23 protein-coding genes are annotated in these 24,894 nt (G+C 68.1%); 13 read left to right on the plus strand and 10 right to left on the minus strand.

What is annotated here, in order from left to right:
• Together ATM97_RS17250 and ATM97_RS17255 are read left to right on the plus strand one after the other, a co-directional pair.
• The gene (locus tag ATM97_RS17250; RefSeq protein ID WP_218719047.1) at positions 1-609 is read left to right on the plus strand and encodes a hypothetical protein; all 609 of its coding nucleotides are present in this window, start codon (positions 1-3) and stop codon (positions 607-609) included.
• Positions 527-1,012: a hypothetical protein gene (locus ATM97_RS17255; protein WP_218719048.1), complete on the plus strand. Its 486-nt coding sequence runs from the start codon at positions 527-529 to the stop codon at positions 1,010-1,012. Before ATM97_RS17250 ends, ATM97_RS17255 begins: the two co-directional genes overlap by 83 nt.
• On the opposite strand, the gene ATM97_RS17260 is transcribed toward ATM97_RS17255, so the two are convergent.
• Positions 957-2,582: an NAD(P)/FAD-dependent oxidoreductase gene (locus ATM97_RS17260; protein WP_218719049.1), complete on the minus strand. Its 1,626-nt coding sequence runs from the start codon at positions 2,580-2,582 to the stop codon at positions 957-959. The genes ATM97_RS17255 and ATM97_RS17260 overlap by 56 nt on opposite strands.
• 97 nt (positions 2,583-2,679) lie before the next feature.
• Positions 2,680-3,642, minus strand: a complete 963-nt coding sequence (locus ATM97_RS17265) for a diiron oxygenase (protein WP_218719050.1) — start codon at positions 3,640-3,642, stop codon at positions 2,680-2,682.
• A 306-nt stretch (positions 3,643-3,948) separates the two neighbouring features.
• Between ATM97_RS17265 and ATM97_RS17270 the strand changes: the two genes are divergently transcribed.
• Positions 3,949-4,854: an NAD(P)H nitroreductase gene (locus ATM97_RS17270; RefSeq protein ID WP_218719051.1), complete on the plus strand. Its 906-nt coding sequence runs from the start codon at positions 3,949-3,951 to the stop codon at positions 4,852-4,854.
• A gap of 123 nt (positions 4,855-4,977) precedes the next feature.
• Here ATM97_RS17270 and ATM97_RS17275 read toward each other — a convergent pair whose 3' ends face one another.
• Positions 4,978-5,877 carry a universal stress protein gene (locus ATM97_RS17275; protein WP_218719052.1) on the minus strand — a complete coding sequence of 300 codons (900 nt, stop codon included), beginning with the start codon at positions 5,875-5,877 and terminating at the stop codon, positions 4,978-4,980.
• A 97-nt stretch (positions 5,878-5,974) separates the two neighbouring features.
• Entirely contained in the window at positions 5,975-6,955 is a 981-nt protein-coding gene (locus ATM97_RS17280; protein ID WP_218719053.1) for a 1-phosphofructokinase family hexose kinase, read from the minus strand.
• A 321-nt stretch (positions 6,956-7,276) separates the two neighbouring features.
• On the opposite strand from ATM97_RS17280, the gene ATM97_RS17285 reads away from it, so the two are divergent.
• Complete coding sequence (locus ATM97_RS17285) at positions 7,277-7,732, plus strand: pyridoxamine 5'-phosphate oxidase family protein (RefSeq protein ID WP_308248523.1); 456 nt, start codon at positions 7,277-7,279, stop codon at positions 7,730-7,732.
• Positions 7,733-7,870: 138 nt separating this feature from the next.
• On the opposite strand, the gene ATM97_RS17290 is transcribed toward ATM97_RS17285, so the two are convergent.
• The 3 genes from ATM97_RS17290 to ATM97_RS17300 form a co-directional block, all read right to left on the minus strand.
• Complete coding sequence (locus ATM97_RS17290; protein WP_218719054.1) at positions 7,871-8,395, minus strand: flavodoxin family protein; 525 nt, start codon at positions 8,393-8,395, stop codon at positions 7,871-7,873.
• A complete protein-coding gene (locus ATM97_RS17295) occupies positions 8,395-8,826 on the minus strand; it encodes a hypothetical protein (protein ID WP_218719055.1) in 432 nt (143 codons plus the stop codon). Before ATM97_RS17295 ends, ATM97_RS17290 begins: the two co-directional genes overlap by 1 nt.
• 297 nt (positions 8,827-9,123) lie before the next feature.
• Complete coding sequence (locus ATM97_RS17300; protein WP_218719056.1) at positions 9,124-10,032, minus strand: universal stress protein; 909 nt, start codon at positions 10,030-10,032, stop codon at positions 9,124-9,126.
• A gap of 745 nt (positions 10,033-10,777) precedes the next feature.
• Here ATM97_RS17300 and ATM97_RS17305 point away from each other — a divergent pair.
• The 6 genes from ATM97_RS17305 (at position 10,778) to ATM97_RS17330 (ending at position 18,030) form a co-directional block, all read left to right on the plus strand.
• A complete protein-coding gene (locus tag ATM97_RS17305) occupies positions 10,778-11,440 on the plus strand; it encodes a DUF2267 domain-containing protein (protein WP_218719057.1) in 663 nt (220 codons plus the stop codon).
• Between the two features lie 347 nt (positions 11,441-11,787).
• On the plus strand, positions 11,788-12,255 hold the full coding sequence (locus tag ATM97_RS17310; RefSeq protein ID WP_218719058.1) for a nitroreductase/quinone reductase family protein: 468 nt from the start codon (positions 11,788-11,790) through the stop codon (positions 12,253-12,255).
• Positions 12,256-12,582: 327 nt separating this feature from the next.
• Positions 12,583-12,858 carry a hypothetical protein gene (locus ATM97_RS17315; protein ID WP_218719059.1) on the plus strand — a complete coding sequence of 92 codons (276 nt, stop codon included), beginning with the start codon at positions 12,583-12,585 and terminating at the stop codon, positions 12,856-12,858.
• Entirely contained in the window at positions 12,855-14,453 is a 1,599-nt protein-coding gene (locus tag ATM97_RS17320) for a PEP/pyruvate-binding domain-containing protein (RefSeq protein ID WP_218719060.1), read from the plus strand. Before ATM97_RS17315 ends, ATM97_RS17320 begins: the two co-directional genes overlap by 4 nt.
• Positions 14,450-15,169: a PEP-utilizing enzyme gene (locus ATM97_RS17325; RefSeq protein ID WP_218719061.1), complete on the plus strand. Its 720-nt coding sequence runs from the start codon at positions 14,450-14,452 to the stop codon at positions 15,167-15,169. Before ATM97_RS17320 ends, ATM97_RS17325 begins: the two co-directional genes overlap by 4 nt.
• Positions 15,166-18,030 carry an alkaline phosphatase D family protein gene (locus ATM97_RS17330; protein ID WP_218719062.1) on the plus strand — a complete coding sequence of 955 codons (2,865 nt, stop codon included), beginning with the start codon at positions 15,166-15,168 and terminating at the stop codon, positions 18,028-18,030. Before ATM97_RS17325 ends, ATM97_RS17330 begins: the two co-directional genes overlap by 4 nt.
• Before the next feature lie 114 nt (positions 18,031-18,144).
• On the opposite strand, the gene ATM97_RS17335 is transcribed toward ATM97_RS17330, so the two are convergent.
• The gene (locus tag ATM97_RS17335) at positions 18,145-18,747 is read right to left on the minus strand and encodes a TetR/AcrR family transcriptional regulator (RefSeq protein WP_218719063.1); all 603 of its coding nucleotides are present in this window, start codon (positions 18,745-18,747) and stop codon (positions 18,145-18,147) included.
• Between the two features lie 200 nt (positions 18,748-18,947).
• On the opposite strand from ATM97_RS17335, the gene ATM97_RS17340 reads away from it, so the two are divergent.
• Both ATM97_RS17340 and ATM97_RS17345 read left to right on the plus strand, forming a co-directional pair.
• Positions 18,948-20,198 carry an oxygenase MpaB family protein gene (locus ATM97_RS17340; RefSeq protein WP_218719064.1) on the plus strand — a complete coding sequence of 417 codons (1,251 nt, stop codon included), beginning with the start codon at positions 18,948-18,950 and terminating at the stop codon, positions 20,196-20,198.
• A gap of 224 nt (positions 20,199-20,422) precedes the next feature.
• Entirely contained in the window at positions 20,423-22,207 is a 1,785-nt protein-coding gene (locus ATM97_RS17345; protein ID WP_218719065.1) for an NAD(P)/FAD-dependent oxidoreductase, read from the plus strand.
• A gap of 236 nt (positions 22,208-22,443) precedes the next feature.
• On the opposite strand, the gene ATM97_RS17350 is transcribed toward ATM97_RS17345, so the two are convergent.
• Positions 22,444-22,908: a nuclear transport factor 2 family protein gene (locus tag ATM97_RS17350; protein WP_218719066.1), complete on the minus strand. Its 465-nt coding sequence runs from the start codon at positions 22,906-22,908 to the stop codon at positions 22,444-22,446.
• The gene (locus ATM97_RS17355; RefSeq protein WP_218719067.1) at positions 22,905-23,504 is read right to left on the minus strand and encodes an NADPH-dependent FMN reductase; all 600 of its coding nucleotides are present in this window, start codon (positions 23,502-23,504) and stop codon (positions 22,905-22,907) included. The genes ATM97_RS17350 and ATM97_RS17355 overlap by 4 nt, the downstream gene beginning before the upstream one ends.
• A gap of 128 nt (positions 23,505-23,632) precedes the next feature.
• Between ATM97_RS17355 and sigJ the strand changes: the two genes are divergently transcribed.
• Positions 23,633-24,523: an RNA polymerase sigma factor SigJ gene (gene sigJ / locus ATM97_RS17360; protein WP_218719068.1), complete on the plus strand. Its 891-nt coding sequence runs from the start codon at positions 23,633-23,635 to the stop codon at positions 24,521-24,523.
• The last annotated feature ends 371 nt before the right edge of the window (positions 24,524-24,894 follow it).

The raw sequence follows: 24,894 nt of genomic DNA on the forward strand, positions 1-24,894 counted from the left end.
ATGCCGATCGAACCGGACCCGATCGTCGCACGACTGCTCCGCTCCGGGGAGCCGTCCATCCGCTGGCGGACGCTCGTCGGTGTGGTCGGATTGCCGTCTCGGGATCCCGCGGTCCTCGCGGCGGTGGCTGCGGTACCCGGCAGCGAGCGCGTGGGGCGTCTGCTCTCCGAACGGCTCGCCGACGGCACCCTGCCCTTCCACCCTTACAGCGCCAAATGGCGGGGGGCGCATTGGGTGCTGGTCGCCTTGGCCGAGCTCGGGTACCCGTCGGGTGACGACGCCTTGGTGCCGCTGCGCGAGCAAGCCTTGGACTGGGTGTTGTCGGCGGAATACGAGCGGCGTCATATGGGCCGGGTTCGGGGACAGAAGCTGCCGACGTTGCACGCGTCGATCGAGGGCAACCTGATCTGGGCGCTGCTGCGGTTGGGGCTGGCCGACGAGCGGGTCGATCGCCTGGCCGCCCGTCTGCTCCGTGCTCAATGGCCCGACGGCGGCTGGAACTGCGATCGGCGAGCGGACCGGTCGCGTGTCGTCCTTCGGGGAGAGCCTCGTCCCGCTGCGGGCACTGAATGCCTATGCCCGCACCACTCGAGATTGCGAGGCTCGTGAGGCCGTCCTGCGCGCCTCCGAGCTGTTCCTCGGCCGTCGACTGTTCCGCCGCCGCACCGACGGCTCGATCATCGATCGGTCCTTTCTCGAGCTGCACTTCCCGTGCTATTGGCACTACGACATCCTGTTCGCGTTGACAGTGCTGGCCGAGGCCGAGTTGATCGATGACCCACGCTGCGCCGAGGCTCTGGACGCGGTCGAGGCGAAGCGCTTGCCCGACGGCGGTTTTCCCGCGGAGGCCAAGTTCTATCGCGTCAGCTCCGCGCACCCCGGCGGTGGGTCGTCCCTGGTCAGCTGGGGACCTACCAGTCACCGGTTGCCGAACGAATGGGTGAGCTGCGCGGCGCTCACCGCGCTGACTGCGGCCGGGCGTCGCGGCGGGGAGCGCGGTCGGTCCTCGTGAGCTCACGGTTATCCATATTGTCCGTGACCATGATCTCGGGAACCGCCGATGGAGTCCGATGCGTGGTAACGGCCGAATCCATGTTCTGTCGGCTGAATTTCAAGGCCGGGTCGTCGACCGGGCCGTTGCGCAGGCGTGCGAGGTCGGAGGCGTAGGTCATCGTCACGGTCCATGGGCCGGAGGTGCCCTGTTTGGGGAGCGCGTCCGCCGCCCGGCGCACGTAGCCGGCATGGAAGTCGAGCATCGGCCGATGCTCGACCGACCTGTCGGCGACCGGTTCCACGGTGTCGTAGCCGCGCTCGTCGAGCAGTCGCAGCAAGCGACACAGGTGTTCGCACACCAGATCCAGCTTCAGCGTCCACGACGAATTGGTGTAGCCGATCGCGTAGGCGAAGTTCGGTACGCCGCTGAGCATCATTCCCTTGAACGCCATGGTCCGGCCGACGTCGATGGGCGCACCGTCCTTACTCAGCTGGATGCCACCGAAGGGAAGCAAGCGCAGACCGGTCGCGGTGACGACGATGTCGGCGTCGATCCGCCTGCCGGAGGTCAACGCGATGCCGTGCTCGAGGAAGCGGTCGATGTGGTCGGTGACCACTTCGGCTCTCCCCTCACGGATGGCCCTGAACAGGTCGCCGTCCCGGACCGCGCACAGCCGTTCGTCCCAGGGGTCGTAGCGGGGGTTGAAGTGGACGTCGACCTCGTACCCGCGCGGCAACAGCGCCTTGTTCACCGCGCGGATCATCCGGCGGGTCACTGTCGGATGCCGTTTGCTCAACTCCCAGAGGAATCGCTGGCGGGCGATGTTGAGCCGCCGGGCGACGCGGTACGCCGTAGTCCCGGGTAGCACCGTCCGCAGCGCGACCGCCAGATAGTCGGTACCGGGCAGCGGTAGGACATAGCTCGGTGATCGTTGCAGCATGATGACCCGGGCCGCGGTCGCGGCCATCGCAGGCACCAGGGTGACCGCGGTCGCGCCGCTGCCGATCACCACCACCCGGCGATCTCGGTAGTCCAGGTCCTCGGGCCAGAACTGCGGGTGGACGATCTGCCCCGCGAAGTTCTCCTGACCGTCGAAATGGGGCGCGTGCGCCTGCTCGTAGGAGTAGTAGCCCGCCGCGCTGAACAGGAATCGGCAGGTCATTGTGACGATGCGGTCGTTCGCCACCTGCACGCGCACCGTCCAACGGGCCTGTTCGGTCGAGAAGTCCGCGCTGAGCACCTTGTGCCCGAACCGGATGTTCGGCGCCAGTTCGTCGTCGTCGACGGCCTCGGCCAGGTAGTCGAGGATGTCCGCGCCGTCCGCGATCGCCGAATCGTGGGCCCATGGCTTGAATGCGTAGGCGTAGGTCTGCAGGTCGGAATCCGATCGGATGCCGGGGTAGCGGAACAGGTCCCAGGTGCCACCGATCCTGTCCCGCGCGTCCAGCAGCAGGAAGGACCTGCCCGGCAGCTGCGTCTTCAAGTAATGGCCCATGGCGATGCCGGAGAGTCCGGCGCCGACCACGAGCACGTCGAGATCCACCGCCGAATCATGCTGGGGATGTGAAAGTTCCGGCTCACTGGACATGATGTGTGACTCCTGTCGAGGTTGATGTGTGATGATGGCGCACGGCCGGGTCGCGCCCACGCGGTGCGAAGCAACGGCTGGGTGACCGGGTCGCGCCTCAGGCGGCCGAACGGCGCGCGGGTTCGCTGCGGTACCGCGATGCCGGACCGTCGATGCCGAGCAACCGCCACACCTGCCGGGCGAGGGGGTTCATCAGCCCGGCGTCCGTCGCCAGGGCGCGGACATCGGCGAAGACGTCCCGCAATTGCCGGGTGGAATCCGCGTTGTTCCAGAACGCCTCGCGGATCACGCTTTTCGGGATGCCGAGCTCATCGGTCATCTCCTTCGGCGGGATCACGATGACGTCACACAACACCCGCATGATGAGGGGAAATGCCAGCGACAGCAGCAGCCGGCGGACGGGCCGGTAGGTGGTGACGGTCTCGCGCAGGTAGCGATGCGCGAACGAGATATGGCGCGCTTCCTCGGCGACGTGAATCTGCATGATCCGCTCGATCAGTGGATGCAGCTCGACATCGGACCTCAGGTACGCCTTCTGGATGTGGTCGATCGGTTCCTCGCCGGCCAGCACTCCGGCCCAGAACAGTGCCGGGGTGAACTGCCCGGCAAGCGAGATGAACGGCCCCGCCCGACGGAACAGTCGACGCGCCCCGGGAACATCGGCCCCCGAGCGGTTGACGAACTCCTGGAACATCTGCGTGTGATGGCACTCCTCGGTCGCCTCATGCGTGATGTAGCGAAACTCCGGTCTGCCGTTGGGGAGGGTGATCGCGAACGCCATGATCCCGCCGATCAGGATCTCCTCGAACGTGCGTCCGACCTTGCAGACATTGGCCTGGCGCCAGATGCCGATCGCGATCTGCCGTTCGACGGGAAGGGCCCGGTACCAGGGGTGCCTGCCGAGGGGATCCACGTCGGGCAGCACCCAGCGTGGGTCGTTCCAGCGGATCTCGTAGTCGGGGTTGTCCCAGGCGATGTCGGTGAAGGCGTCGAAGTGCACGGTGACCGATGCTTCGGACAGGGTCTTCATGGTTTCGTCGAAGGTCTGCTCGCTGGTCATTGCACTCCCAGGGCTCGGCGGCCGACGGCCGCAAATAGGTGTAACTGAGAGTTGCATGTTTCTCTGGTTGTGCCAACGCGCCGAAAGGCAACACCATCAAGGGCTTCGGTCCTACGTGCGAGGGGTCTTTCGGCCCTGGGTGGTGTTCGCTGCGGGAGTGGAACCCCAGGTGTCCGGCGCGGTCCTGGCGTGATTCTCGGCGGTCCGGGTATCGGCCCGAAGTCATCTCAGACGATGCCTTCGTGCTCTAACCTCGCTCGGAGCGCGGTGGCACGGTGGGAGAGGCAGACGAAAGGACGACGCCCCATGGACCCCGCAATGCCCGACCGCCGCACCGTCACAGCGGCACTGACGCTCGCTGGGCGTGCGCCGTCCCGGCGCAACACCCAGCCGTGGCGGTGGCGGGTGACCGATCGCGCTGTCCACCTGTACCTGGATCCGCGATATTCGCCGTTCGCGACAGACCGGGAATCGCGCGACGCGATGCTGGGCTGTGGCATCGCGCTGCACCATCTGAGCGTGGCCTTCGCCGCAGCCGGGTGGGCCACGGTCGTCCGCCGGCTGCCGGATGTTGCCCGACCCGGGCTTCTGGCGTCGCTTCGATGGGTACCGCATCGCGCCACGATGCTGGAGAAGTCGCTGCGCGAGGCGATCACGGAGCGGCGCAGCGATCAACGCCCCTACCAGATGCGTCCGATACCAGCCGGGTACCTGAGCTTGTTCCGTGAGCGCGCGGCGGCGTCGGGTGGCGTCGTGCATCTCCTCTCCGACAGGGATCGCGAATGCCTCGCGGGCTCGCCTCGCCCGAAGGTGTTCTCGGCGAGCCGGTCTGCGCTCGCTGGGGAGCCTCCCGGAGGTGCGCCGCGATGGTCGCCGATCGAGGCCGGTTCCGCGGAGAGCACGGACGTTGCGGTCGTCGACTACGCCGAGCTCTTCGTGGCCGGCACACCGACCGACGATGCGCTGTCGAGGCTGCGTGCCGGTGAGGCGGTCAGCGCTGTGCTGCTGACCGCCACCAATATCGGGCTGGCCACGTGCTTGCTCACAGAGCCGCTCGAGTCGCGACGGGACTTCCTCCGGACCGAGGCGCTGGGCGGCACGGCGTTTCCCCAAGCTCTCCTGCGCGTGGGATGGGCGCCGGATATCGGTGCGGCGCCGACCATGACTCCTCGTCGTCCGATCGAGGACCTGATGCTTCCCGAGTGCGGCTGACACCGACGTCGGCGTGGTCGGCCCTCACTCGAAGCGCGGAGGAACGACGACGACCGAGGTCATCGGCAGATCGTCGGGATCGAGCAGAATATGGGCGGCGGCCTCTGCTCACGGGCGCAGGACTCAGCCGATCATCTGGTCGGCCGCGCGACGGAGGCGGAGGCGTTCGATGACGGTCGGATGCGCCTGCTGCTCGGGAACCATCAGGACCGCGCAACGAGTGTGCTGGAGGGCAAGGTACGAGGTTCCGCTCAGCTGTGGCCAGAACGGTCTGCGGTGCCGGGCGGTGACCACCAATTGCGCTGCGGCACCGAATTTCTCGATGGCGGTGCGGGTATGGCCGAAGTAGGTGACCAGCCGAGCCCGGACAGTGGGGAAGTGGCGTCCGTGAGAGGCCAGCAGTGCCTCGATATCCTGCTCGGCGCGAGGCGTCGAGGTACGCGCGGCCGGTCGGGTGACGGTCACGACCGTCATCTCGCTGCGGCGCTCAGCGGCGGCACGCATCGCGGCCGACAGCGCCAGGGACGCGCCGCTGTCCGTGGGTGTGGTGACGACCAGCACCGGCCCCACCGCCGCGGCCCCGCTGGCTGGGGGCCGGATCACCGCGACGGGGCAGTGCGCCGACGCCGCCAGCGTGGTCGCCACGGACCCGAGCATCGACCGCGTGGTTCGGCTCGCACTGCCGACGACGACCTCGGAGGCGTTCGCCGACAAGCCGGTCAGCCTGGTCGCCGGATCCCCGCGCAGCGCCCGCGTGCTGATCGCGGGCGCCGGGGTGGGTGCTGTGCGTGCCCACCGGTCGAGCACAGCGCGACGGGCGCTGTCGAGGATTGCCGCGCTCGTCGGTGCGTCGACATGTCGGCCCGCGACGTGGACCAGCCGCAGCGGTACGCGCCGGGCGTCGGCGACGACAGCGGCCCACTGCGCCGCGCGGATGGCGGTGGCTGAATCGTCGACGCCGACGACCACGGGCGCCGCGGAAGTCCGTTGCCGGTCGTGGTCGTCGGTGGTGATCTCACTCATATCTTCAGGGTCGCCGTACCGGCCGGCCTCCGGCAGGGCACCTGTACCTGAACAACGGGGACTTTCGGCACAGTGGGCCCGGAATGGCCGGACACCGTCATTCGGTGACGGAGCCGGTCGCCCGCACTGCGCGGACCCGAGCCGCGAGTGTGTCCACCGTCGCGGATTCGAAGATGTCGGTGCCGGGCAGCATGACGGTGGCCGCCGCGGCGGCCACCCCGAGCTCGCATGCCAGCGGCACGTCGGCGCCCTCAGCCAACTGGTGTGTGATCGCCGCGACCAGGCTGTCTCCCGCGCACGCGTCGCTGCGCGGCGGCGTCGGCAGGTGCGGCGCCGCTATCACGCGGTGGCCGTTTCTGTCGGAGCACACCGCGCCGAGCGCACCGACCGTGGTGATCGCGTGTTCGCAGGCGCCGCGCTCGAGCAGCAGGGCGTTGGCCGCGCACGCGTCGTCGTACCCGCTGATCGGACGGCCGATCAGGGCGGCGGCTTCGACGCGATCCAGCCGAACCAGGAAGACGCGTTCGGCCAGCATCGTCGTCAGCTGGCTGCCGGCGATGTCGGCGATCAGCGCGGCGCCGGCATCGGCGACGGTGCGCGCCACCGTGGCACTGAACTCCGCGCTCAGACCGGGCGTCGCACTGCCGGAGAGCACGAAATAGTCGCAGTGCCGAGCGGTTCGGGTGATCATGTCGAGACAGTGCCGCTCCTCAGCGGCGGACAACGTCGGCCCCTCGGGAACGACGTGGTAGCTGCTCGCCGACTCCCGCTCGGCGATGACGAGGGCCTCGCGGGTGTCCTCGCCGATATCGACGGGTAGGTGCGCGAGCCCTTCGTCGTCGAGCAGCCGGTTCAACCGCGCGCCCACTTCTCTGCCCGCGGTATGCAGGGCCAGGGCCGTACCGCCCAGACGCCGGACACCGCGCGCGACATTGATGCCCCCGCCGCCACCGCGTATCGATCGCAGCCGCGCACGTGACTTGCCCTCGGGTCGCAGGCGCGCGACCTCCAGGGACAGATCCACCGTGGGATTGATGGTGAAGGTCGCGATCGGTACCGGATGCGTGCTGGGGTCCATGACGCCAGCATGGCGTGGCGGGTTGCGTCCCGGCAGAGCCGAACGTCCACGCCGGGTTCGCCATTGGTCGCCTGTGCGCGGTCTCGAACGTCGGGGCGATGCCATGCCCCAGGGTGGTCCGACGGTCGGTGGCCGCCTTCCGCATCACCAGGGCATCGTTGCGTCGAAGGGCTGAAAGGCCCATCGTGAAGGGGCCTTCGGCACTAGGCCATCGCTCGGCCTATTTGGTCTCATCAGGACCGGACCGACGAACAGAAGGCGAGGTCGAAACCTGGTGCGGCTGATCGAGATGTGGCGTTCGCCTCTCGCCGGAGTCCCGCGGTGATCGACTCGGGGAACGCGGGTGATGCGCAGCGCCAGGTAGTCGAGCTGGGACGGGCGGAGGCGTTGCGTCTGCTGGCGAGCGTGCCGATGGGCAGGGTGGTCTACACCCGCGACGCGTTGCCGGCGATCCGCCCGGTCAATCACCTCCTCGACGAGGACGGGTTGATCGTCGTGCGGACCCGCCTGCACTCCCCGCTCACCGGGCTCGCCTCCCACAGCTCGCCGGTGGTGGTCACCTACGGCGCCGACGAGATCGATCCGGTGCGCCGCGTCGGATGGTCGGTGTCGGTGACCGGACTGGCCCGCACCGTCTCCGACCCCGGGCGCATCGCGAGCTACGAGCGGCGGCTGCGGCCCTGGGTGGAAGGCATGATGGACGCCGTCATCACGATCGATCCCGACATCGTCACCGGTATCCGCCTGCGGGAAAGGGAAGTACCCGAGCACAGCTGACGCTGTGCCCGAGCGCACCGCCCGGCCACGAGCTCGAACGTCGGCGCCGGGCCCAGCGATGATCAGCGGTGAGTCGATGCCGCCGTGCTGGTGCCCCGATCGCGCCGATCCGTGAGAGGCCGTGCGCGACCGGCATGCTCATCGCGCATCCGGGAGGCTCGGTGAGGCGGCGGCCAGCTGGGCCGCCCATTCGGTGGCGCGCTGGAGCTCACCGGAACGAAGCGGACCGGTCATGTCCTCGACCAGGAAATCGGCAGGGGCGGCCGCGAGGTGGTACCCCAGGTGCCGCAGACGCTTGGCGATGCCTTTCGCCGCCGAACCCGGCAGCCAGGGCGGATGAGCGATCTTGGTGCCGAAGGCGGCGGCCGACCGTGGCGACGGCACGGGCAGCGCCGCGTCGAGCCATTCTCGAATCCCGATCTCGATCTCGACAGGATCGTCGGTCTGGCCCGCCGCATCCTGGCGGGTGGCGGTTCGGCTGAGCCCGAACGCGTGCGTGGGACCACCGACGACGAGCAGGTCGACCTGTGGTGCCGGATGATTCACGGCCTCGGCGACAGGGGACACCGTCACCTCGAAATGTGACCGTAGGCCGGTCGCGACGGCTTCGGCGATCGCGGCGGTGTTGCCGAACATGGACTCGTAGACAACCTGCGCATGCATCAGTTCAACTCGCTTCGCGGTCGGAGGTCGGTGTGGTCGTGCAGTGGTGGCGTGCCCAGAGCGGCAACGGCGAAGGCGAAAACGAGACAGACCGGTTGTAGCCAGCTGAACTCGCGCAGCAGCGCGAGCTGGAGCAGAATCCAGCCGATCAGCGCGGACGCGGCCACCAACGTCGTCTGCGCGTTGTGCGTGTCGTCGTCGGTGACTGTCAGTGCCACGACCGCCATCGGCAGGCCGACCACCAGCGCGAGCCCCACTCCCGCCAGGATCGGGCTGTGGAGGGGGATCCGCTCGACGGACGCGGGGCTCAACGGCACCGCGCCGGTGATCAGGCCGAAAGCCCCGGCGAACGCCCACGTCGCCATCAGCCCGGCGAGTAGGCACAGGACCGATCGGCGTGGGTCGAGTCGCCGCAGATACCTCGAGATCATGAACCCGAGCATGGCCGGTCCGCCGTGGTCGAGGTCAGGGCCGAAGGTCCTGGGAGACGAGGACCAGCGGCCCGATCAGATGACCTTCGGCCGTCCCGCGCCCCGGTACGCCGTGCCGACACGGGAACGACGTTGATGCGTTTGCCGCCGGGAACGGTACTCGCGGCGTCGCCGGTCACGCCCTGACCTGCCCCTCCGGTTCGTCCGTCGACGACGACAGGTCGGTGTCGGCACGCGTGGGTCGACGCGGTCGCGGTACAAACGCGGCGTCGGCGTCGGAACAGCAGGCGTCACGGATCAGTCGTGATGCACGACCATGACCGGGCACTCGGCGTGTTGCGCGAGCCAGTTGCTGGTCGACCCGAGAAGCAGACCGCGGAAGCCACCACGACCCCGACTACCGACGACGAGCAGCTGTGCGGTCTGCGACCAATGGGCCAGGCGCTCGCGTGGCCCGAACACCTCGACCTCGCGCCGGACCGCCACGTCGGGGAACAGCTCGGACCATCCGGCCAGGCGTTCGGCCAGCAGCGCCTCTTCGGCGACGGCGAAGTTGTCGACCGGCATCGCCAGGTAATCGACACCGCCGAACTGCCCCTCCGACAGATCACTCCACGCGTGCACCGCAACGAGTTCGGCCCCGCGCAGCGAGGCCTCGGCGAAAGCCGCGCCGATCGCGGGTTCACCGACGCCGCTGCCGTCGACCCCGACCACCACCGGACCGTCGCGGCGATCTGGATCGGGTCCGCGCACGATGACGACGGCACCGTGGGCGTGCGCGGTCACCGCGAGCAACGTCGAGCCCAGATGGGCGAGCGCGCCCGCGGCGGGGGTCGCGCCGAGCACGACCAGATGCGCGTGCGCCGACGCATCGATGAGCGTTCGGGCGATCCGCCCGTTCGCGAGTTCGGTGGTCAGGGTGACGGCCGGCGCGGCGGCGCGCGCCTCGTCGGCGGCGGCGGCGAGCATCTGTTCGGCCGCGCGCCGAATGTCCTGCATGGTGGCGTAGATGAAGGCGTCGTAGGCGCTGCGCGGCGTTCGATCGGCGATCGGTTCGGTGCAGTGCACGATGCGCAGGGCACGGCCGCGGTCCGCGGCCGTGCGTGCTGCCCAGCGGACGGCGCTGATCGATCCTTCCGATCCGTCGATTCCTACGACGATCGCGGCCGAGGCGATCTGGTGCGGGCTCTCGGTGTGCTGTGTCATGGTCGTCTCCTGATGGCTGGGATTGTTCCTGTCGAGTGGTCTGCTGTCGCGAGGGCGGTGTCCGGGGGAGCGGGGTGGGAACGCGCCGCGATGCCAGGTGTCATCGGCGACCGCGAGGGTCTCGATCAGTGGTGCGCTGGTGTCCAGCGTGACAGCGCCGGGGCAGGCGACGTCGCCAGGCCGCCGTCGCGTCGGCGATCTCGGCGGTCGCGTCCGACTGCTGCCGCGTCGGTCACCGATGCGTTGGCGGGCAAGTTCTCGGGGCAGGCGCACCGCAGGACGACACCGGTGGGTCTCCCAGACCTGAGCCGGCGGGGCCCGCGGTCGCGCCGCCGGCGAGCACGAATTCCGATCCGGCGGTGTCGGTTTCCAGCCTCGCCGGGACCCGCATCGCCCGGATACGGTCGAAGGTCCCGCGTGGCTGCGGCGTTGGTCCTCGGTAGATCCGCGAAGGCTCACGACAACCGCCGGCCGGGCCCGCCGACCGACGAAGAAGTCCTCGACGCGGGGGGCTTTCAGCCTTGACGGCGGTGTCCTTCGGATCTGGGGCGGTTCGGCCGCGGTGCCGATGATGGAGGTATCGAGCACGATCCCCGGGTGGGCGACAACGACGTCGTTCACCCAGCTACACCGGCACAGCGTGGTGGACGGCGTGGCTCGTGCGCCTGGCGTGGCTGTTTCCGCGGGGTCTCGCGCCGTTTCGGCGAAGTTCGCCGAACCCCGTGCCGGCAATCAGGAGGAACTCATGTCGAACCATCACGATCCGCTGGCCCCGACGGTCCACACGGCCCATGTGTGGCTACGTGCCGTAGCCGAAAGTCTCGATACCGACGATCGCCGGTTCGCCATGCGGGCACTGCGTGCGTGGTTGCACACGGTGCGCGATCGGATCGGTATCGACAGTTCGGCTCATCTGTCCGCGCAGCTGCCGGAGCTGTTGCGGGGTGTGTACTTCGAGAACTGGGTACCGAGTCACCTTCCGGTACGGCACGGCCTGCGGGAGTTCTGCTCGCAGTTCGCCCGGGAAGCCGGGATCGAGCTCGCGGAGGTTCCCGGAGTGGTGGCGGCGGTGACCTACGCGCTGGACGCGAAATTCTCCCCCGGCCTGCTCCCGCGCGTGTTCTCCGGGATGCCGATCACGCTGTTCCGCCTTCTGTACGGGGCGACCTCCGATATCGCGGGCGAACTGCATCTGCCCGCGGTCGGCGTGGAGGAACAGCCGGAGCCGGATCGTCTGACGCGACTCGAGCAGCACGTGACGACGCTCACCGAGGCGGTTATGGCGCTGTCACACGGACTCGAGCAATTGCCGACGGAAGCGGACACCTCCACGCGGACCGCCGAGTCCGCGCGCCGCGCGCACGATCTGCTGCTCGCGAGTGGCTTCGGTGGCGGCACACCGGTCTGACGCCACGGGGACGCGCGAAACGTGACCTGACGACAGTGCGTGCCGTACACGCGCGGGCGGCCCGGACCCCGTGGTTGCACAACACCCGAACGCCGCCGCCCCCGCGGACCGCTCGCCGACCGGTCGACAGCATCCTGGATGTCGATGGCCTCGACGAGTCTCGGAACGAGAGCGAAGTATCGGGGTTCGGGTAGAACGAATTCGGTCCCGGCGCACGAACTTCGGCATCCGGTCGGCGCGGTGCCCGACACACAACGGCGCGCGAGCGGGTTCGGAGTCCGAAATGCCCTCGGGACAGGGACTTCGGCTTCTGGCGACGTGCGTGGTGGCGAGACGATGATCCGATCATGAGCCTCTCGACGAATTTTCACGCCCCTGGCATCGGGGCGTCCTTCCTGGTCTCGGCTCTCGGAATACCGTTGGTCGCGCGGTGTGTGCCCACGATGACCGAGTTGCGCTACCGGGGACGACGTTCCGGACGGCCCATCGCGCTACCGGTGGCGTACGCGCGGGTGGGCGATCTCGCCGTCGTCCGGGTGGCGTGCTCCGAGACCAAGACCTGGTGGCGCAATTTCGCTGCGCCGCACCCGGTGTCGATTCGGCTACGCGGCCGCTGGGCGGACGGCGTGGCGCATGTCGCCTACCCGGGTTCGCTCGAGCACGAGGAGCTCGCGGCCTACTATCAGCAGACCTTCACCCGCTGTGCGGTTCCGGTGGACGATCCCCTGGTGGTGATCGAGCTGCCCCGGCGCCGGCGTGGACCTCGTGAGTCCGGGCACGGTGGACGCCGAGCGCGTTCTGGCGGCGCTGGATGACGTCGGTGACGGTCGGTGAGGCCCTGGGTTTTCGCCGACAAACCAGCGGGATCGCCGGCGCTTCTCCGGTGCGACAGCTCGCGCTCGTGTCACTGGAACCGTCCCGACGCCCTCGGCTGCCGGAATCGCCGGTGGCGAAAGGCACCTGTGGCCAGGACCAGGGGCCCTAACGAAATAGTCACCGGATTGGTCGAATTGGGGAAACGACGGCGGCGCGGCGTCGGCTGAACGACCCGCCCCCGTCCGACTCGAGGAGATCAAGATGAGGAATGTTCGCACCGGCACGGGAGTTGCGCGATGAGTGTCGGCGACCATGCGCGAGGGCTGATGATCACAGTCGGCGCGATCTCCCTCATCGGGCTGGTCGATGCCGCCGCCGGGCGCAACTGGGATCTGGTGGTCGTCTTCGGCGCGAGCATCGTGTTCACCGCCGCGGCGGCCGTTCGGCTGTCCGGTGCACGGCGATCCATCGGTCTCCGCGACGATCTGACTCGATGGCTCGAAGATCGCGCCGCCGCGGGCGACGAGCCGGTGGAGCGGGTCGCCGATCGTGCCGTCGCCGCCTACCGTCTGGGCCTCACCAGTGGGAACGACCCGGCATGACGAGCATCGACACGCTCGGCGCCACCGCATCGGCCGACTGCACCGAGGTGCTGATCCTGTCGGGCGCCGGGTGCAGCGGAGGCCTCGTCGGCGGCAAAGCCGCAGCGCTGGACCGATTGATCGGCTGGGGCATCCAGGTCCCCGCGGCGGCCTGCGTGACGGCAGCGGCATACCGTGCCGTTGCCCGTCGGCCCGCTGTCGCCGAATTGCTGGCGCGTCTCGATCGCGGTGAGCCGGTGCCCGCCCCTGAAGTCGATGCCGCGTTCTCCCGCGCGGGTCTTCCCCGGACCCTGATCGACGAGGTGTGTGCGGTCGCGGAGCGGGTAGGCGCAGGCCGCGCCGTGGCCGTGCGCTCCTCGGCGACGGTGGAGGACATGGACGCGTCGTCGTTCGCCGGTCAGTACCACTCGGTTCTCGACGTCGATCCCAGCGACCGGGCGGCCGTCGAAAGCGCTGTGCTGTCAGTCTTTTCCTCGTTGCATCACCCGGCGCCCCGCGCCTATCGCCGTGCACTCGGCATCGACGACGAGGGCGTGGCGATGGCCGCGCTGATCATGTCGATGGTGCCCGCGGTCCGGGCCGGGGTGTTGTTCACCCAGGATCCCACCGGTCCCGCGGGGACAGTGCGGATCGAGACCGTGCGTGGATTGGCGGAGACGCTGGTCTCGGGTAAGCAGACGCCGCGAGTAGTGCTGGTGCCGGACGGGAAGGTGCCGGCCGAAGCCCCGGCCGAAGCCGCGGAATTGGTCACCGTCGCGCGCGAGATCGAACAGCGAGCCGGGCGCCCGCAGGACATCGAATGGGCCTGGGACGGACTCCGGCTCTGGATCGTCCAGGCCCGGCCGATCACGGTGAACGCCGCGGATGAGGACCCCTGCGACACCGACACGCGGGACTTGCCGGGCGCGGAATTCACCACCGCGGGCATCGCGGAGATGCTTCCCGGAGTGCTGCCGCCGCTGCGCTGGGATGTCTGCTCGTTCATCGTCGAGGAGGCGCTGCGGGCGATGTTCGACGATCTCGGCACGCTGCCCCTCGGCGCGATGACCGCGCCACACCAGCTGCTGGTTCGGCTCCACGGCCGGGCGGCCCTGGACGCGGCGGTCACGGGATCGGCGATCGCACCGGATGCCGCGCGCGGGCTCGCCGCCCGCGTCGCCGCGCTGCGGCACCGAGCTCGCGCGGCGCGAGCCCGGCGCCGCGCCGTATTCGACGCCGACGTCGCGATCCACGCCGCACGGGAAATCGACCGCACCGCACCCCGATCGGAGGTACTGGACGACAGCGAGCTGATGCGCTACCACCTTGCGCTGATCGATCTGTCCACCCGGGCCATGGCTGCCGAGATCACGGTCGCGGCGGACGCGGGCGCCATTCACGAAGGGCTTCGGTTGCTGCTCGCGCGGTTCGGTTCGGCGGCGGACGCGGCGCGACTGGCGGCTACGTCGACCGTTCCCGGGTCGGTCATCGTGCCCAGTCCGCGAGCATCGATGGCGATCCCCTGCGGCCCGACCTGGGCCGAGTCCGGGCAGGAACCGCCGACCCGGTCACCGCGCGCAACTGCGCCGAGCGCGATCGAGGCGTCATGGAGATGATCGACAGGGGCCCGCGACGCCCCAAGTCCGACATCGGCCGCTGGCTGCGCCTGCGCCAGGTGGAACGGCTCATCGATGAGGCGCGCGGACAGTTCGAGCGCCGCGAACGAGTCAAGAGCGCGATCCTGTTGCTGGGCGGGGAGATCCGCCGGGTGCATCTGGAACTCGGTCGACGGCTGGTGCGGGACGGTGTCCTCACCCGCGCGGCGGATATCGAATTGCTGACCGTCGGTGAGTTTCGGGCGGCCGCGCGCACGAGGCGGCTGCCCGTGCCCGCGGTGCTCGATCGCCGTCGGCGCCGGGTGCTTCGTCAAGAGCAGCTCGAGCCGCTGCCACAGAACTTCCGAGGCGACCCCGGCACAATCGCGCCCACCACGGCCACGACCGGACCGCAGCTGCAGGGTTGGGCCGCGGGTAACGGTCGATTTCGCGGTGTCGCGCGTCGGCTGACCCGACCGGATCAGCCGCTGGGCAACGACGAGATTCTCCTGGCGACGACCACCGACCCCTCTTGGGCACCGCTGCTGATGCGCTGCGGCGCGATGGTGATCGAGCAAGGCGGTCCACTGTCACACGCCGCGATCCTGGCACGCGAATTCGGCGTGCCCGCCGTGTTCAACCTCCCCGGCGCCGCACGCGCGCTCGATGGACGCCGCGTGGAAGTCGACGGCACCACAGGGACCGTGACGATCCTCGACGAAGGAACCACGCCATGACCTACTCACCCCGTGACCGCGCCCGCGCCGCGTTGCTCGGTGTCGATCGGTTGCACATCTTCGTCCCCGCCATCATGAGCGTCGGACTGTTGTTCTGGCTGGCCAGCGAATTGCGCGAGCTCCTGCGCAGCAGCGATGACGCCTCGCGCGCCAAACGAGCGAGCATCGCCGGGCACGCGGTCGCGCGTAGTGCGACCGCCACCGGCGAGTCCGATACCGCCGCAGCTCGTGGCCTGCGGCCGCGGCCGGTCTATCTGCTGATCGCCTTGACGCTCGCGGGTGGGGCTCTGTACGTGACGATCGGATCGGTCGCCAACTTCTTCCAGCAGCCGGGCTGGGTGGCCGATATCGCCTGGTTGCTGAGCCTGTCGCTCGCGGTGGCGGTGGCAGCCGCCTGCTATGCGGCAGTCGCCGCGGTCGTGTTCGTTCGCTACCCGGCACCACCTTCTCGTTTGACGCGAGTGCTGACCAACACCCCGCTGACCACCCGGCCGGTGGACGGCGCCGAGTGGCTCGCTCGCCCACCGTGGCAGCTCGGCGCCGGGTTCATGGCGGCCACCGCGGCCTCCGCTCTGCTGTCGCTGGTCGTCGCCGCGTCGCCGTATGTGGTCGACGGCTTCGACCGCACGGCCGCGGCGTGGTTCGACGGATTGTCCGCGCCCCTGTGGTCCCGGTTCACGGCTGCGGCATTCGACACGAGAACCGTGCTGGTACTGGTGGTTCTGGTCGGGCTGGCCTCGCTACGGTGCCGGGCGCTCGCCGTCGGCTACGCGGTCGCGACGGGGTTCGGATTGCTGGCCAGTGTCGCGTTGCGGGCGGCGATCGAGCGCCCGCGCCCGGGTGACGGGGCGTTGGCCGGTGCGTGGGATTCCTACCCGAGTGGCCATGTCATCCAGGCTGTCCTGATCGCCGGTCTGGTGCCGCTGGCAGTCGCGTCGTTGCTGCATCGCCGCCGCGTGATCTCCCTGCTCACCACGGTGATGGGACTGGCGGCCGCTGCCGCCGCGATCGATCGGGTCGCCGAGGGACTGCATTGGCCCACCGACGTACTCGGCGGTGCCGGTATCGGCCTGGCGCTGGTCCTCGGAGCCCGGTGGGTGATCGAGCAGCCCCGTGCGCACGTCGCCTGCCGGAGCTGTCTGTGGTCGCCACATCCGCAGCAGCACCATTCCCCGCGCGGGGTGATCCCGTTGACGATCTCCGGAGCTCGCCTGGTCCGCGTGCTCGCCCACCTGTCGGCGGCCGCTGCCGCGCTGACCCTGGCCGTGTTGACCATGACCGTCGGAGTGCCGTCGAACGGCGAAGGCTTCGTCTTCGGTTCGCGTATCGAAACGCCGGTGCAGTTGACTCTCGCCGCCCTGGTTTCGCTCGGTGCGTTGATCTCCTGGCGCTGGGAGGCGGTGGGCGCGGTACTGATCGCGCTCGCGGCCAGCTGCCTCGGGATCTTCGCCGCCATCGAGTACGAGCCGGTCTACGCGATGCTACTCACGGGTGGCGCGATGGTGCCCGCAGTGTTGTTGTGGCTGAGCTGGCAGCATCGGCGTACCGCGCTCGAGCTGGTGATCCTGGCGGTGGTCACGTTGCTGTTGCTCGTCGGCACCTGGGTCGGCGCCAATCGGGTGTACGCCATCTATTTCGGCCCTACGCATCCGGCGAGTTCAGCACCCGTACTCGACGTGGATCGCGTCGAGTGGTCGTGGTCGGGCGGCTTGCGCAGCGACGGGGTGACGGTCAATGCCCGGCTGGCCGACGGTCACAGCCGCGCGAGCGCGCGGCTCACCGCGGCGGACGGAGCGGTGGTGGAGTCCCCTGCTGTCGCGGCGGGCGAGCATCGGATCGCGCGAATGGAGGTCGACGGGCTCCGCCCCGGCACCGACTACAGCTATACCGTCGTCGTCGATGGGAAGCCGGACGGTACCCGCGGCGTCGGGCACCTCCGCACACCGGCGGTGGGGCCGTTGTCGTTCCGCGTCACCGCGGGTTCCTGTGCCAGGGTCGGGTCGGATGGCGCCGTCTTCGACGCGTTGGCCCGCGAGCGCGGGCTGCTCCACCTGGCTCTGGGCGATCTGCACTACGGGAATATCGAAAGCACTGTTCCCGGGCCGTTCTTCGCCGCGTACGACCGGGTCCTGACCAGCCCCGGCCAATCCGCGTTCTATCGCGGCAGTCCGGTCGCCTACGTGTGGGACGACCACGACTACGGCCCCAATGACGCGGGGGCGGACTCGCCGGGCAGAGAAGCGTCGCGTACTGCGTTCGGCACGGTTGTTCCCCACTACCCCTTCGTCGCGCCGGAGGGGACGATCAACCAGGCCTTCACGATCGGGCGGGTCCGGTTCGTCATGACCGACGACCGATCGGGTGCCACGTCCGATTCGGTACTGGGTGCCGCACAGCGGGCCTGGCTCGTCGATGAGCTGGTGCGTTCGAGTCGCACACATGCTCTTGTCGTCTGGGGGAATTCCTTGCCGTGGATCGGTGCCGCGAATCCGGGGGGCGACGGCTGGCCTGGGCATCCGGAGGAACGTCGATACATCGCCGACGCGATTGCCACGGCCGGCATGCGGAACCTCGTGATGGTCGGTGGTGACGCGCACATGGTGGCCATCGACGACGGCACCAACTCCGACTACTCGGCACAGGGCGGCGGCGGATTTCCCATCCTGCAGGCGGCGGCTCTGGACCGTCCCGGAAGCGTGAAGGGTGGGCCGTACAGCCACGGCGTCTTCCCTGGCGGCGGGCAATACGGAGTGCTCGATATCACCGACGACGGCAACCACGTCGCGGTGACGTTGACCGGTAAGCGCTGGGACGGAACGACGCTCACGAGCTCGACCTTCGCCGTGCCGCCGCGTGATTGAGACGCGTACCGGGCGCGCGTTCCGCCCACGTCGCAGCATCAGTCGACCATCGACCTGGTGTCGCAAGGTGGGCCGGTCGACAGGGCAAGGACTTCTCTCCCGCTCGACAGCTCGCTAGAGGAGGCCGGCCACGGAGTGGATCAACTCGACGGCGTCATGATCACGTAGTTCGGTCGGCTGAAGCCGGCCGATCTGGATCGCGGCCAGACCATGGACGATTGACCAACACATGAGCGCGACATCTTCGACGGGCTGATCGCTTCGCCACCCCTCTGCTTGCGCGTCGCGAACGGCGCTGGTGAGCACCTGCCACGTGGTATCGAGCGACTCGCGAAGTTCGATCATCGTATGGTCGAGCATTTCCGAGCGGCTGATCAACGCGAACAGTGCCGGGCGGCTGACCGCGAACTGTATGTAGGCGGCGCCGATGGCCACGACGAGGTCCTTGCCGTTGGTTCCCGCTGCGTGCGCGGCCGACCGTGCTTCGCTCATCTGGGAGCCGAGCAATCGAATGACTCGAACCGCCAGCGTCGTGAGCAGGCCGGTCTTGTTCTTGAACAGGTGCCCTGGTGCTTGATGTGACACCTCTGCCCGACGCGCGATCGACCGCAAACTGGCCCGGTCGATGCCGACATCGTCGATCTCGGCGACAGCGGCGACAAGGAGTCGGTCGTGTAGTGATTGCACAGAGGGCACGTCAGCTGTGGCGTCGCTCATGGGTACGTGTCTACAGCCTGTCGGCCTCCGGTTCTGAACAGGGCTGACGGATGCCCTCGCCGAGCGCCGCCGCTACCGCGACGTGGGGATCCGGATGTCGAGGCCACCGGCCCACTTGACAGTGTCAAGTGCTGTATGTGACAGTGTCACACACAGCACTGAAGGGTTCTATGGCGGCGCACGGCGCCGGGAGCCCGGAGATGGTCATTCCCAGGAGGTTGCAAGCAATGGCGCCCCAGTTTGTTCGTTCGTCATCGTCGTTCGAGCCGCCGACGGGACATACATCCTTCGACGCTCGAGTCGCCGATGCTGTTGCTGCGGCGTTGATACCGGCGCGGGAGGTGATCGCTTCAGCCGAGGAAATCGACTATGAAGCATGGGATCACGTGGGAGATCCTCTGGGCGAGGCGCTGATCGCGGATATGCGAGCGCGGAACATGATGAAGGGAGATCTGATCGCCAACGCTCGTACGTTGCGTGATCAGGGAATTCGAAGCGCGGTCGACTTCCTGGCTGAAGTCGAGTATGTGCCGTCCTGGCTGGACTTCGACGAACTGCAGGATGGCGTCGACTGGGCTGCTCGCAACCCGATCGGATTCGCCCTGGGCTTCCATGGCGCGCTGCCGTGGAGTTACCTCGATAGCCACACGGCCGCGGTCTTCGCCGCGACCGGGCGACTACGCGACGGTGGTGACTACAGTCGGCGCCTTTTCGAAACCGCCCGGGGCTTCATCTCGACGTTCGATGTCGAGGGCATGAAACCCGGCGGTCAGCAGTGGGAAACGTGGGTTCGGGTACGACTCATGCACACCATGGTTCGGATTGGGCTGCAAAGAAGCGGCAAGTGGACGCTCGACGGAGTGCCGGTCAGTTCCCTCTCGCTCGGTGCAGGTGTATTCCTGTTCGGTTGGTACCGTGCAGCGATCGCGCAGTGGGTTGCCGGACCGACGAGCCGGCGCGAAATCGAGTCCTGGATGCGGATGTGGCAGTGGGTTGCACGGCTCCAAGGTGCCCCGGTGGAGTGCATTCAGAGTTCCCTCGATGTACAACGCGACATAGACGCTCGCATCCTCGGGCTGTTGTACCGGCCAGACGCGCAGAGCAAGGCGCTTGTTGCGGCGAACTACCGAGGTCTGTCCGAGACAACGGGGTTTCGCGCGCTGCCGTTGAAGGCTCATGAAGCCATCGGCTGGAACCTGCTGAAGCTGCCCGCCTCTACACGGTACGGGGGCCTGCGGGTCCCCGAGGAGTTGGGGCTTCGGCGCCACAAGCTGCTGACGCCGATCGTGGCCGCTATGGCGGCAGGATTGCGCTTCGTTCATCAGGTCTACCGAATACCGCTTGTGCGGAGGCGTGCCGCATCCGCGGGAATCAGGTTCATGGCAGTTTTCGTCGAACGAGGTCTCGCGGGCAAAGACGCCGATTTCCGCACCCACGTACTGCCCGGCTAGACCGTCTCCGGCGCAGGTGACAGCTAGCGACGCCATCGGCGACACTCCGCTGTCCCATAATCCGCGGGACGGGCATCATGCCGCGCCACGACTGGCGATGGTTTCAGCGTGGTTCGAAGAAGTCGTGGACCGTGACCGGGTGGTATGCCCCCAACGAGAAACATGTCGGAATCAATACCGGATTGGGTTGACGCCGTACGGGCGGATGCCGGAAAGGAACTGCCATGTCGCAGCACAACGGCGCCGCTTCAAAGGGGTTCGACGCTGTAGTCGTAGGCGCGGGCCTTGGCGGACTGTCGGCGGCTGCCCACCTCTCAGCGGCAGGTAAACGAGTGATACTGCTCGAGCGATACTCGGTACTCGGCGGCTCATCGCACGTCTTCCGACGTCGCGGCAGCTGGGAATTCGATTGCGGAGTCCACTATGTCGGCGATTGCGGGCCAGGAGGCATCGTTTCGGCGATGATTCACGGACTCGCACTCGACGACCGTATTCAATGGCTTCCGCTGGAAGAGTCGGCATTCGACCGCATTATCGCTCCGGACTTTGCTCTCAACGTGCCGGTCGGCTGGGAATCATTCCTCGCCGAGCTCCTTGTAGCGTTCCCCGACGAGCAGAGGGCTGTTCGCCGGTTTCACTCGATCATGCACCGACTCGCCGACAGCCTGGATCGTCGTGGCCCGCATCGCCCGGCGGCGACGCTGGCGCGGTGGGTTGCCGCGGCGGGTTGGGCGGCGCCGTTCCTCGCAATGCCCTATGCCGCCACCCTGGCCTCGTGCGGATTCTCGCCACGTGCCGTACTCGCGCTGTCGGTGCAATGCGGAGCGCTCGCCTCGAGTTCACTGAGCATGCCGACGGCGGCAATGGCGGGCTTCTACCAGGACTATGTCGGCGGAGGCGCCTACTACCCGCGCGGTGGAGGACAGGTCCTGGCAGCTGGGTTCGCTGAGGTGATCACCTCGCATGGTGGCACTATCCGTACCAACGCCGCGGTCGAGAAGATCTTGGTGGACAACGGGCGGGTTACTGGGGTGCGGCTGATGAGCGGGGAGGAGATCGCCGCGGCTGCGGTGGTCTCCGACGCCGACATCATCAAAACCTACAAGGAGCTGGTCGGTCTCGAACACCTACCCAGGCTTCATCGCGAACGTGTCAAACACTGGTCGATGTCGCATCCGTTGATCAACGGATTCTTCGGTGTCGAATTCGACGTCCACAGCCAGCTCAACAGCAATTTTTTCGCGATCCCCGACTGGGGTGTGGCCACGTCGTTGCTTTCGTTGACCCGCTTTTCGCGGAGTGTTATCGACGGCAAGGGATTCTGCGACGGACGTGCTTGGGCACACGCGATGGCGGCGCGGCAGCCGATGTACCTGCAGTCCTCGTCACGCCGTGACCCGGACCATGCCGCCGCGCCCGAGGGGCACGCCACGATCGAGGTGCAGACGATCACCCCGGCCGATCCGAGGCTGTGGGGATTCGACGGCTATGACGTCGAATCGGGCGAGTACCGCAATACTCGCCGCTACAGCGAGATCAAGAAGATCGTGCTCGACGGAATGCTCGAACGGATGGAGCAAGCCTATCCGGGGGCGTCGTCGCGGGTTCGGCTCGCCGAGTTGGGAAGCCCTGCGACCCAGACTCGGTTCGTCGGAAATACGGCAGGAGCACCCTTTGGGCTTGCGCTTCGCCTCGACCAGGCTGGACCACTGCGTCCGGGGACCGAAACCCCCGTCCGTGGCCTATTTTTGGCCGGAACCAGCACGGTATGGGGCCCGGGAACTGTCGGCTCGATGCTCAGCGGCGCGTACGCTGCTGCGGCGATCACAGGTCGTGACCTGGTCGGTGAGATTCGACGAGGCCAGGTCATCGCCGACCCGAAGCGGCTGTCGACGTGGCCGGGAAACTTCGATTCGCTCGCAGCGACTCGACAATTCAGCCGCGCCGCTCCGGGCAAGCGGGCGCGTACGACCGCGCCAGCGATAAGCCCCCATGGACCCGATACGTAATCCGCAGCGCCGACGGAGTGTATTCAGGGCCTCACCGGCGGTGGCACGAAATCGACGCCGGCTCCTGTGGACCTCGGCGAACCGGTGGATCCACCGGGAAGGCGATCGTCGACACGGCGGAAGGCCGCCACAGTCATCGTCGCAGTCCTGGTGCCCGGTGGGGCAATCCAGGCGATCAGCACCAGCGGGGATCGCATCCGGCGCGATCCCCGGCGGATGGCGACGTAGGCGTGTGCTCAGGGCTCGAGGTCGACCATGCCATGACCGGTCGAGATATCGAGCGGCACCGATACCTGATCGTGCGAGATCAACCAGGTGTCGTCGATCTTGCGCATCCCGTAGGTGACACGGACCCACATGCCGTCCGTTTCCGCCCCGGTCCTGAGCGTGCCGCGCAGGCGAGCGAACGCGTGCCCGAACGCCACGTCCTCGCCCATGGTGAATGTCAGGTCCCGGATTTCGTAGGTCACCGTCTCGAAGACCTGGAACACCCGGGCCCAGTTGTCGAGTTTCGCGGTGATCCCGACATGCTGGAGTGGCGGCTCGACATCGAAGGAGACGACATCGGCGGTGTAGGCCCGTCGGACGGCCTCGAGGTCTCCGGCGCGCAGACCGTCGATCACCTTCGCGATCTGGCGGCGGAGCGGGGCGTCGTCCCTGTGGGTGCGGTCGGCGTGCGAAGGTGAGCTGGGTACCGTCATGATCGGGATCCTCTCGAGGTGACGAGGGTGGGGTCGGTGCCCGCCCGTAGTGGCGCGAGCGCGGTGCTCCATGCCACCAGCTGATCGAGCGTCTTGCCCAGGGCGGCGACATGGTGGTCACGCGGGGTGAAAGTGGTGTGGTTCTCGAAATCGGTGAGCAGCGAGATCTCCACCGGGCGGCTCACATCGGCCATGCTCAGCGTGCTGCACACCACCCGCAGCTGCGCGACCGCACGAGCGCCGCCGCTCACCCCGTAGGAGACGAATCCCACTGCCTTGTCGGTCCATTCGGCGCACAGATGGTCGATGGCGTTCTTCAGCACACCGGGGACGCCGCCGTTGTACTCGGGGGTCACCATCACGAAACCGTCGAACGGCGCGATCCGCTCAGCCCAGGCGCGGGTGTGGGCGTGCACCGACGGGCCGAACATCGGCGGGGTGGCCTCGTCGAGATGCGGTAGCGGGTGATCACGCAGATCGATCAGCTCGAATTCGGCGTCGTCGCGTCGCGATGCGGTGTCCAGGACCCACTGCGCGACTTGTGGGCCTGTGCGGGAGGGGCGGGTACTGCCGAGGAGGATGCCGATTCTGATCATGTTCGAACTCCTGGTTTGCTGGGCTTCTCGACCTTCCGACGACACAGCCGTCCGGAATGTCAGGTCACCTCACACATCCGAGCGGTATTTCGTCGGAAGATGCAGACCAGGAGACCGCAGGAGCCGACATGACCGACCCGCATCTGAACACCGTGATCGCCGAGCGCAGGCAGCTGATCAATCTCGCCTACCGGCTGCTCGGCTCGCTCGCCGAAACCGAGGACGTCCTGCAGGAGACCTATGCGCGTTGGTACGCGCTGTCGGACAGCCGGCGGCGGCAGGTGGCCTCGCCGGGCGCGTGGCTGACGACGGTCGCCAGCCGGATCTGCCTGGATCTGCTCGGTTCCGCGCGCGTTCGGCGGGAACAGTATGTGGGCGAATGGATTCCGGAGCCGGTGCCGGGTCGCTCCGACTGGTTCGGTAGGCCTGGGCCCGCCGATCCCGCGGACCAGATCACCCTCGATGAATCGATCAGCATGGCCTTTCTCGTCGTGCTCGATTCCATGACGCCGGCCGAGCGGGTGGCGTTCGTTTTGCATGACGTGTTCCGCTACACCTTCGCCGAGGTCGCCGATGTGGTCGGGCGCACCCCCGCGGCCTGCCGTCAGCTCGCTTCCAGTGCTCGCCGCCGCATCGACTCCGCGCGGGGTGCGCCGGATGCCCAACGCGCCGAGGTGGTCCGGGACTTCAAGCGGGCCTGGGAAGCGATGGACATCGATGCGCTGGTCGGGCTGCTGGATCCGCGGGCCGTCGCCACGGCCGACGGTGGCGGCCTCGCGTTGTCGTTCCTCGACCCGATCGTCGGCGGCGAGCAGATCGCCGCCGCGTGGATGCAGATCGCTGCCCGCGGCCTCGCGCCGACCCTCACCGAACGCACGGTGAACGGACAGCCCGGGCTGGTCGCCGAGCTCGACGGCACTGTCGTGTCGGTCTACGCCTTCGATATCGCCGACGGCCGGATCACCCGTATCTGGGTGATCCGGAATCCGGAGAAGCTGCGGCCGTGGACGGCCGACTGAACCCTGGGTCGAGTCAGCCGGACGCGGCAGCCGGGCCGAGAGCCTCCAGGGGGTGTTCGAGCAGAACGGAATTCCCAGGACAGATGGACCGGGTATCGGTCTGCGGGGTTGTCGGTGTCAGGCGGTCGCCGCGACCGGGGCCGCTGCGATCATCCAGTTGCTGAACTCGTCGGCCAGGTGCCATTGGCGCCTACCGCATGGTGGCGGGGGATCGCCGTGCCAGCGCAGTGCCGGGTCGCCGGGGGAGGGTGGGGAGATCAAACGGCGTCCTCACCTCGATTCTGTGGTTCTGTATCAGATTACTTGGTTCTGCTGCTTGCACTCATCTGGGTCGAGTGCTAAATAATATCTATGTCGGATGACAGAGGTTA

It is taken from the genome of Nocardia sp. MH4 (assembly GCF_019266065.1).
Lineage (GTDB): Bacteria > Actinomycetota > Actinomycetes > Mycobacteriales > Mycobacteriaceae > Nocardia > Nocardia canadensis.